General features: G+C 59.4%; 10 protein-coding genes and 1 pseudogene. 6 read left to right on the forward strand and 5 right to left on the reverse strand.

What is annotated here, in order from left to right:
* Window positions 1–2: 2 nt before the first annotated feature.
* The 5 genes from NKI41_RS28420 to NKI41_RS28440 form a co-directional block, all read right to left on the reverse strand.
* Window positions 3–725 (reverse strand): ABC transporter ATP-binding protein, encoded by a 723-nt coding sequence (locus tag NKI41_RS28420; RefSeq protein ID WP_352686051.1) that lies wholly within the window; start codon window positions 723–725, stop codon window positions 3–5.
* Window positions 726–727: 2 nt separating this feature from the next.
* Window positions 728–1,507 carry an ABC transporter ATP-binding protein gene (locus NKI41_RS28425; protein ID WP_352686053.1) on the reverse strand — a complete coding sequence of 260 codons (780 nt, stop codon included), beginning with the start codon at window positions 1,505–1,507 and terminating at the stop codon, window positions 728–730.
* A 4-nt stretch (window positions 1,508–1,511) separates the two neighbouring features.
* Window positions 1,512–2,486 (reverse strand): branched-chain amino acid ABC transporter permease, encoded by a 975-nt coding sequence (locus tag NKI41_RS28430; protein ID WP_352618545.1) that lies wholly within the window; start codon window positions 2,484–2,486, stop codon window positions 1,512–1,514.
* 5 nt (window positions 2,487–2,491) lie between these two features.
* Window positions 2,492–3,358, reverse strand: coding sequence for a branched-chain amino acid ABC transporter permease (locus NKI41_RS28435; protein WP_352474566.1), 867 nt, complete (start codon window positions 3,356–3,358; stop codon window positions 2,492–2,494).
* A gap of 78 nt (window positions 3,359–3,436) precedes the next feature.
* Window positions 3,437–4,639 (reverse strand): ABC transporter substrate-binding protein, encoded by a 1,203-nt coding sequence (locus NKI41_RS28440; RefSeq protein ID WP_352474565.1) that lies wholly within the window; start codon window positions 4,637–4,639, stop codon window positions 3,437–3,439.
* 656 nt (window positions 4,640–5,295) lie between these two features.
* On the opposite strand from NKI41_RS28440, the gene NKI41_RS28445 reads away from it, so the two are divergent.
* The 6 genes and pseudogenes from NKI41_RS28445 to NKI41_RS33385 form a co-directional block, all read left to right on the forward strand.
* Window positions 5,296–5,577 carry a VanZ family protein gene (locus tag NKI41_RS28445; protein WP_352503771.1) on the forward strand — a complete coding sequence of 94 codons (282 nt, stop codon included), beginning with the start codon at window positions 5,296–5,298 and terminating at the stop codon, window positions 5,575–5,577.
* 1,304 nt (window positions 5,578–6,881) lie between these two features.
* Window positions 6,882–7,125 (forward strand): annotated as a pseudogene (locus NKI41_RS28450) (Tn3 family transposase); the annotation flags it as partial.
* Window positions 7,126–7,370: 245 nt separating this feature from the next.
* Complete coding sequence (locus tag NKI41_RS28455) at window positions 7,371–7,622, forward strand: type II toxin-antitoxin system Phd/YefM family antitoxin (RefSeq protein WP_352474563.1); 252 nt, start codon at window positions 7,371–7,373, stop codon at window positions 7,620–7,622.
* Window positions 7,623–7,743: 121 nt separating this feature from the next.
* The gene (locus tag NKI41_RS28460; RefSeq protein ID WP_352474562.1) at window positions 7,744–8,010 is read left to right on the forward strand and encodes a hypothetical protein; all 267 of its coding nucleotides are present in this window, start codon (window positions 7,744–7,746) and stop codon (window positions 8,008–8,010) included.
* A 493-nt stretch (window positions 8,011–8,503) separates the two neighbouring features.
* Window positions 8,504–8,932, forward strand: a complete 429-nt coding sequence (locus tag NKI41_RS28465; protein ID WP_352686055.1) for a putative toxin-antitoxin system toxin component, PIN family — start codon at window positions 8,504–8,506, stop codon at window positions 8,930–8,932.
* The coding region (locus NKI41_RS33385) for a toxin-antitoxin system HicB family antitoxin (protein WP_502901252.1) at window positions 8,929–9,047 on the forward strand (119 nt) is incomplete at its 3' end. The genes NKI41_RS28465 and NKI41_RS33385, both read left to right, overlap by 4 nt.

Genomic DNA, 9,047 nt, shown 5'->3' on the forward strand with positions numbered 1-9,047 from the left:
TTTCATATTTCGCCGCCGAGATAGAGTTTCTTGACCCGGTCGTCGCCAAGCAGCTCAGCCGAATGTCCGGCCAGCGCGATCTTTCCGGTGGTCAGTGCGTAGGCACGCTGCGAGATGCGCAGCGCCATGCGCGAATTCTGCTCGACCAGCAGCACGCTGACCTTTTCATCGCGGTTGATCGCGACGATCGAGCGGGCGATGTCCTGAACGAGCTTCGGCGCGACGCCGAGCGAGGGTTCATCGAGCAGCAGAAGCTTCGGTTTGGCCATCAGCGCCCGCCCGATCACCAGCATCTGCTGTTCGCCGCCGCTCATCGTACCCGCCGTCTGGGAATAGCGTTCCTTCAGGCGCGGGAAGCGCCCGAGCACCATGTCCAGCGTCCTTGCGATTTCGGCCTTGTCGGTTCGGGTGAAGGCGCCCATCATCAGATTGTCGCGCACCGTCATGTAGGAAAAGACGCGCCGACCCTCAGGTACCATGGCGATGCCCATCCTGACCAGCTCGTCCGGGCGCGTTCCGTCGATGCGGTGGCCCTGGAAATCAATCTGGCCGCTGCGGACCTTCTTCAGGCCGGTGATGGCGCGCAGGATCGAAGATTTTCCCGCGCCGTTCGCGCCGATCAGCGCTACCGTCTCGCCCTCGTTGACGCTCAGCGACACACCCTTCAGTGCATAGACATGCTCGTAGTAGAGTTCGACGTCCGAGACCTTCAGCAGTTCGCTCATGGCTAAAATCCGATCGTCTCATCTTCGGCGCCGAGATAGGCCTCGATGACCTTTTCGTTCTCCTGGATTTCCTTCGGCGTTCCCTCGGCGATTTTCACACCGAAGTTCAGGACGACGATGCGGTCGGAAATGTTCATGACGGCGGGCATATCGTGCTCGACCAGCAGGACAGTCACGCCGCGCTTCCGCACGCCGCGCACCATCTCCACCGCGCGCACGGTTTCGTCATGGTTCATGCCGGCGAAGGGCTCGTCGAGCAGAAGCACGGTCGGGTTCGTGGCGAGCCCGATGGCAATCCCGAGGGCGCGCAGATGGCCGTGCGGCAGCGTGCTGGCGATCTCATGCCGTTGCGCGCCGAGACCGAGGAAGTCGATGATCTCGTCGGCCGAGCGGCCGAATTCATCCTCGTCGCGTCGTGCGGTATTCGTGCCGAGATAGAAGCCGGCAAGGCTGGCATTGGAACGCAGGTGATGCGCGATTATGACATTGTCGCGCACCGTCATGCCCTTGAAGATCGTCGTCTCCTGGAACGTGCGCACGACGCCCTTCCGGGCGACGATATGCGGCGCCAGGCCTGAAATCCGCTCTCCCCGGAACAGCACTTCGCCCGAGGTCGGATTGAGGAAAGAGGAAATCAGCTTGAACAGCGTCGACTTGCCGGCGCCGTTGGGGCCGATGACGGAAAGGATCTCGCGTTCGCGGACCGCGAAGGAAACATTGTTGACCGCGACCAGCCCGCCGAAGCGTTTGATCACTGCCTTGATCTGGAGAAGCTCAGTCATGGTCCTAGCCCTGCTTCTTGCCGAACAGCCTGAGGCTGAGCAGGCCGTTGGGAAGGAACAGCATCAGCGCGATCAGCACCGAAGAGAAGATCAGCAACTGGAACTCGCCGGTCTCGAACAGGAAATCCCAGCCGAAATAGAGCACGAAGGTGCCGATCATCGGCCCGAAGACGTGGCCGAGCCCGCCGAGGAAGCAGTTCAGCATGAAGTTCACCGAGTCGGTGACGGTGAAGCTCGACGGATAGATCGATTGCGAGATGGCGACGAACATCGCACCGCCGAGACCGCCGAGGAATGAGGAGATGGCATAGGCGATGACGCGCAAATAGGCGATGTTGACGCCGATCGAGGAGGCCAGTTCCTCGTTCTGCTGCAACGACTGGCAGAGTTTGCCGATGCGCGAATGGACAAGGCGGTAAAGCCCGGCAAAGCACAGCACCATCAGCGCAACCGACACCAGATAGAAGGCGGGACGCGGATTGGCGAGCGTCGCGAAATCCGGAAGGATGCTCAGCCCGAAGATCGAGATGCCGCCGGGGAGCGGAATGCTGACCATGCCCTTGGCTCCGTTGGTGATCGGCAGTGCCAGCGCGAGCAGCCGCGCCACTTCGGTCAAAACCAGCGTGACCATGGCGAAATAGACGCCGCGAAGCCTGAGGATGGGCAGCCCGATCAGCACGCTTGCAGCGGCGCAGAACAGCCCAGCCAGCGGCAGTGTCAGCCAGAACGACACACCATACTGGACGACAAGGATGGCCGAAACATAGCCGCCCATAAGCGCGAAGGCGCCCTGGCCGATATTGATGCGGCCGATGTAGAAAGTCACCCACACCCCGGCGCTGGCGATGCTGAGCAGCGCGACCGAAGTCAGCGTGTAGTAGAGGTCGAGCCGACCGGTCGCCTCGATCAGCCAGGGCACGCCGATGAGTACGACCAGCAGGAAGACAGCGACGCCGAGGATGTTGCGTGTACGCTTCATGTCGATCACCCCCACGGCTTGCCCATGAGCCCGTTCGGGCGGATGCTCAGGAACACCATCAGCGCGGCGAAGATGACTAGATAAGTGACGTCGCCATATTGGCGTAGCACCGTCAGGCCGACCGATTCCATCATGCCGAGGATGAAGCCGCCGGCGATCGCTCCGCTGACCACGCCGGCCCCGCCGATCATCACCATCAAGAACGCCTTGATCGAGATCGGCCCGCCGATGCCCGAATTGACGCCGGTGATGGCGACCAGCAGCCCGCCGACGATGCCGGCAAGCATGGCGCCGAGCGCAAAGCCGATCATCGAATAGCGGTCGACCTCGACGCCCATAAGCTGCGCCGCGACCCGGTCCTGCGCCAGCGCCCGCATGGCGCGTCCCGGCTTGCTGTACTGCATGAAAAGCACGAAGGAGGCGATGAACAGTATGGCGAGTGCGCCGACCAGCAGCCGGTCGTAAGGCATTATGAGGCTGTCGGAGACGAAGACGCCTTTGACGATCTTCGGCACGCCGCGCTGCTTTTCACCGAACAGGAGGAGGATCACGGCGTCGAGGAAGAATGCGACCGCCGCCGCGAGAAGCATCGTACTTTCCTCCCGCACGCTTCGCTTGATCACCGTTCTGAAAAGGAATTTCTCGACCAGCGCTCCAATAACCAGCAGCGTGATCCCGGACGCAACGAGCGCGACGACGAAAGGCATGCCGAGCTGGCCATAGACGGTGTAGGTGATGAAGCCGCCGAGAACGTACATCTGCCCATGGGCAAAGTTAAGCACGTTCATCAGCGCGAAGATCAGGGTCAGACCGAGCGCGATCAAGGCGTATTGCGCGCCAAGATAGAGCCCGTTGGCGATGACTTGTTCCATCAGGATGGTTCCCCGGCCATTCAGAGGCTCAAGACGAATGCACGAGCCTCTGCGGCAATCCGCTTCAGTGCAGTTGCGTCAATCGACTTGAGCGACGAAGAGCGTCTCGAACTTGCCGTCGCGGTATTCCGTGACCACCATCGGGACCGAAAGCTGGCGCTTCTGGCCAAACGACGTCATTCCGACATAGGTCAGCTTGGCATCGCCCTTCAGATAGGGATTGGGCGCCGAGAAAGTGTCGATCGTCTTCTTGAACTCCTCGACATTGTCGATCGCGGCCGGGTTCGCCTTCAGCGTCTCGATGATGTATTCGAGCGCGTAGACCTTGGTGTTGGATTCGTCATTGTATTCACCGAACATTTTCGTATAGCGGTCGACGAACTCCTTCATCATGTCGGACGCGATTTCGGGCGTCGATGCGCCGCCGACTGAGATGAAGCCGTTGGCCAACTCACCCGCGCCCTCTTCCAGCACCTTGGCATCCTGGGCCGTTTCGGTGGAGATCAGACCTTCGTAGCCGAGCTCGCGCGCGGCGCGGATCAGCAGCGGCGCATTGCCGGGCGCGACACCCGAAAGCACCAGCAGGTCCGGTTTTTGCAGAACGATCGGCGTCAGTACCGGTGTGAAATCGCGGGTATCGTTTTGGTAGACGTCCGTGGCAGCCACAACCTCAAGTCCGAGCGCCTTTGCCGCGGCAACACCGCCATCCCGCTGGCTCAGCGGATCGGATTCGTTGGCGGCGACAAAGGCAACTTTTCTCACGCCCCTGTTTTCCATGAGATATTTGTAGATCGCCGGAGCTGACTGGTAGTTGGCGATCATGCCGAGCACAGCGTTGGACGCCGGTGGGGTGTAGAGTTCCTTCGGGAATGCGTAGGGAAAATAGATGATGCCCTTGGATTCTGCCACGGGACGCACCGCCGCCGCGCCATCGTCAACATTCGGACCGACGACATAGTGGATGCCCTCCTGGGCCATCTTCTCCATGCCGGCGATCGCCCGCTTGGGGTCCTTCTGATCGTCGAAGGTGACGATTTTGATGTCATAGGTCTCGTCACCAATCTTCACACCGCCGGTTTCGTTGATCCAGGCGGCGCGCGTCTGCATCGAGCGGACGTTGGATGTGCCCCACGCAGCGGCCGCGCCACTCGTCACGCCGACAAAGCCGATCTTGAGTTCCTTGTTGGCGGCGTGCACCGTGATTGTGCCGCCGGCCATGATTGCCAGCGCAGAGACGGTGCCGAGCGCGGCGAATGTGATTATTGAACGTCTATTGATCATTGTTCTTTCCCCTTTGGAGGCCGCGCATTGTTGCGACAGAACTCGACCGATACGCGGAGTTTTGTGAGTGAGGGCTCAAATCTATTATCTGTCAACAAAACTTTTACAGATTGTTGACAATCTTGTGCGGTCGTAGATGAAGGACGCGGTCCGCAGCATCGCGGCTTCCCTTCCAGAATCACGTTCCGTTCGCTCTGGCTAATATAAGCTTTGTGCCTAGTATTGACTGGGTGCGTAAAGTTGTAGTACCGGCGCCGGCCGTCCCGAGTTCATTCCGCCGATGATGCCCACCCGGTCGCCAACGAGAGCAGCTCTCGGGCTCCCGCGACGAACTTCGCAAATGGTGCAGACGGCGCGTGCCGAAAATGCTGAAGCATGAGCGGCTCGGTTCTCGGGTGGTTGACGCCCGCCCTGATCCTGCCGCATTGAACGCGGAATGCCAGCTAATGGCTTTTGCCTAGCCCTCCCGCGGCAGTGGACTCTGTTCCAATGTGCCGCTAGGTGCGGACGGCTATGTTCGAAGTACCGGCCTGTAACGTCGGAAAAGGAGTGACCCCATTTTTTTGCGTGCAAGATCTTTTCCCATCGCGGCAAGGACTGCTTTTCTGGTCACACTGGCCGGTGTCCTCGTGCTCGCACTCTCACCGGAGTGGCTTTTGCAGAATTTTGGCTTCGGCTTCACCTCTCATGATGACAAGCTCAATCACGCCGCAGCTTTCGTCGTGTTGACGGCTATCGGCAGTCTCGGTTGGCCAGAGCACAGGGCAAGACTGACCATTTTTCTTGCTCTTACCGGCGCCGCGATCGAGATCCTCCAGGGCATGCAAATGATAGGCCGCGACATGGATATGTTCGACTGGTTTGCCGATTGTGTCGGCGTCGCTTGCGGGCTCGCAATTGCAAGCTGGACAAAGAAATTAGTCAGCGGATTCTCCTAGGTCACGACCCGTCAAGCTGGGCTAATCGGCCGCGTGAAGCATATGCGCGGCGAAGAGGATCTACGTCACGCTTCGCTGCAGGACTTCAGAGAGCATTGAGTAAGGCCGCAGCGATCACTGAGACTATCATCCGCAAGCCGATCTGCGCATAGCAGCCGAGGGGAGTTATGGCCTTCTCTTTTTCATCAGAGCGCGGACTTTAACAATCATCGCTGCATTAGACCTCAATTGAGAGGCATGTATTTTGCGCATGTATCTGTCGGCGATCACCTTGTAACGAAGGGACAATCGCACCACGCGGTCGTACGTTGCGTCTTCTCCCGCGCACAATTGCTGCGCTTTTCTTGCTAAGGTACTCGGGGCGCCAGGCTGGACCGCTAGTTTTGCGGCCCACCCCAAATTACATCTGATTAGCGCGCTCTGTTCGGCCTTGATCATTGGATCGACTGCGGACCTAGCCTGAGAACTAAGAACCGCAGATGCGACCAGAACCGCGATAAAAAGCCGCTTCACAGTTGCCCTCAAACGCTGCATAGGCAGCCCAGTGATTAAACATTGGCTCCAAGTTTATAGCGCGCCGCCCGTTATGCGCAGCCGCCCACTCCGTTATTTTCGCCCCTGTTTCTGCCGGAAATATGTGATGACTTTGGAGACCATCGCCATCACAACCAGAACTCCGAATAGAATAAGAATCGGAAAATCGGTAGATTGCCGACAAGGTTCGTCATCTGGCGCGCAGTACGACAGGGCGGCCGCGGAATTCATCGTGGTTAGCAGCGCGGAAGTGGAAAGACCGAGTAACTTCATACGCAGGTTTTTGGGAATATCGGCCTGCACCGGTCGGGCCGAGCCCGCGGTGCCGCATTTACTCGCAGCTATGGCGTACCTGATCAGCCACCATGCCCGCGGGACCCAACATAGCCTCGTTGAGCCCGGTGTAGCCATCTGTTTTGTCAACCTCGTTTATAGTGGTGACGGCCGCGGGCTAATGGACCGACCGCTGACAATGCCACGGATTCGGGGCGCGCTCTCAACCGGCGCGTGGAAGTGAAAGCCGTGAAATAGGGCGAACGCGAGCAGATTCGGCCATGCGCTGCAGGTATTAAAGCCCCGGCTGCCGTGCACTGAACGATAGCCATGGATGATGAGCTTCCGGAGGAATATCCTCTTGTTCGGCAATAGCAGAAGTTGTGTCTATGGTTAATCGGTCCTTAGGCTCATCTACATCGCTGCCAGCGCACGTCACGGCGGTCAGCCGCTCCGATACGATCGATGGCTGGCGCGACCGGCGCGGCGACGGCGGCGCCTCCGGCCTCAACCTCATCGTTAGCGCGATCGTGCATTGGAATACGGTCTATATCGAACGGGCCGTCACCCACTTGCGCAAAATGCAACCGCGAGATCCCGGATCATCCGCTCAAGCACGTCTCGCCGCTGAGCTGGGAACACATCAATCTGACCGGCATCTATACCTGGGATACAGAACATCAGATGCGTGAAAGCTTCCGGTCGCTCAGACTTCCGGCTCGGTTACGCCACGCCGCATGACGTTCATGCTCCGTTCAACCTCGTGTCGCTGGGAACTGTTCTTGCTCCGACCCCAGGCTGGGAGGCATGGAAGGATTGGGACGGCCACACGTTCCAGACCAACCGCGCCGCACTCAGCAATGAACGGACAATGCCGCTCTTTCGAGCGGGTCGATGCTGATAGGAAAGGTGGCGCGTGGGCGCCACCATTCTTGCTTTTCTTACGTGAATTACCTATTATAGGTACTTTAAAAGGAAGTACGGCGATGAAGCAATTCACATTCTCCGACATGAATCGCGTGTCAGGCGAAATCCTCGAAACGGCATTGATCGAGCCGGTGGCCCTGACCAAGCGCGGCAAGGAAAAGCTCGTCATCCTGTCCGCTGCTCAGTACCACCAGCTCGTCGGCCAGCCGCATTCGGTCGCCTATACGATCGAGGACGCACCGGATGATGTCCACAATGAACTCATGACAGGACTGGATGCCATAATTTCCGGCGACACGCCCGATGCTTAAAGCTGGCGATCTGCTCCGATATTATTACCTATGGGCGCGGGAAGCAGACGCCGGCGAGGAATCCGGACGCAAGGAGAGGCCGGTTTGCATCGTTGTCCGGACGCTAGCAACGCCCGCAGCCTTGTTTCTCTTTCCGCTGACTTCGCAAAAACCCGACCGGTCGCGCCCGCATCTCGCCATCAGCGAAATCGAATGCCGCCGCGGCGGCCTCGACTATCCGTCATGGCTGATCCTGGACGAATTTAACCGGGTGCCGGTCGATGAAGCCTATGATCTGGTGACGACGACGCCGATCGGCGCGTTCAGCCCCGCATTTGTCCGCAAAATTGCTGGCGTGATCAAAGAGACGGCGGCGCAGCGTCGATTGCGCGGCATCGTTCGCAAATAGCCGGACTGATTTCTTGGCGGGCCTCCGGTCCTTACCCGCATCGAACGGGCCAGCACCGGAGCGCGGGGCGCCCCTACGCCCTCTCCTCGCGCCCCACCCTCCCCTTCTGACGGTGTTTTCTCAAGAGGTGGACATTGTTGTCGTTGGCCGCCTGCAATTCCTCGAAATGCTCCCGAGCAGCCCGCCGACCCAACAAACGGGCGATCGACAGGACGGCTCGTTCAACCATATCTCGTGCCGACATGTCAGCCCTGTAATCGTGACTTGCGCTGTCGTTCCCAGGTTTGGCCTCGTCCACCATGGCATGCCCGCTCTTCTGTATAGATCGAGGGCATTGAGCGGCGTGATGATCGGCAAGACAAGTTCAGTTGCCGCGCGGCCGTAGTGTGGCGTGCAAATACTTGCGCGCTGCGATTTGGGATCCCGAAGCCGGGCCAAATTACCAAAAGCTCGGTCCTCTTGCAATATCGCACGCGATATCCAATATGCCTGCATGAGACTGCTTGTCGATACGGCGACCATGGTGGCGGCGATCCGAAGTGACGCTGGTGCCTCGCGCCAACTGTTGGTGGCGGCTTTGGAACGCCGGCTGACGCTCATTGCTTCGGTGCCGGTGATGATCGAGTACGAGGCGGTCATGACGAGGCCCGAGCACCTTGAGGCTTCCGGCCTGTCGGCTGAGGATGTGAACGCGTTGCTAGATGCCGTGGCGTCCGTCGCCGAGCCGGTTCGCCTTCTCTTTCTCTGGCGGCCCGCCGTGCGCGACCCTGACGACGACATGGTGCTGGAAGCGGCGGTAAACGGACGGGCGGATGCTATAGTGACGTTCAACCTACGCGACTTCGGCAAGCTGGCCGAGCGCTTCGGTATCATGGTCCTGTCGCCAAGTGAGGCGCTGAGAGGATTGGAGAAAAAGACATGAGAAGAAGCAATTTCGCACTGCGACTTCAGGTCTCGCTTCTGGATGAGGCGCGCAAGGTGGCGGAGAGCGAAGGCGTGCCGCTCAACCAGTTCATTAACGTGGCAGTCGCTGAAAA

Source organism: Mesorhizobium sp. M0601, from assembly GCF_040320845.1.
Lineage (GTDB): Bacteria > Pseudomonadota > Alphaproteobacteria > Rhizobiales > Rhizobiaceae > Mesorhizobium.

Coding starts and splice junctions, on each gene's coding strand:
- NKI41_RS28420 (WP_352686051.1), bottom strand. CDS start 725: ATGAGCGAACTGCTGAAGGTCTCGGACGTCGAACTCTACTACGAGCAT.
- NKI41_RS28425 (WP_352686053.1), bottom strand. CDS start 1,507: ATGACTGAGCTTCTCCAGATCAAGGCAGTGATCAAACGCTTCGGCGGG.
- NKI41_RS28430 (WP_352618545.1), bottom strand. CDS start 2,486: ATGAAGCGTACACGCAACATCCTCGGCGTCGCTGTCTTCCTGCTGGTC.
- NKI41_RS28435 (WP_352474566.1), bottom strand. CDS start 3,358: ATGGAACAAGTCATCGCCAACGGGCTCTATCTTGGCGCGCAATACGCC.
- NKI41_RS28440 (WP_352474565.1), bottom strand. CDS start 4,639: ATGATCAATAGACGTTCAATAATCACATTCGCCGCGCTCGGCACCGTC.
- NKI41_RS28455 (WP_352474563.1), top strand. CDS start 7,371: ATGAAGCAATTCACATTCTCCGACATGAATCGCGTGTCAGGCGAAATC.
- NKI41_RS28465 (WP_352686055.1), top strand. CDS start 8,504: ATGAGACTGCTTGTCGATACGGCGACCATGGTGGCGGCGATCCGAAGT.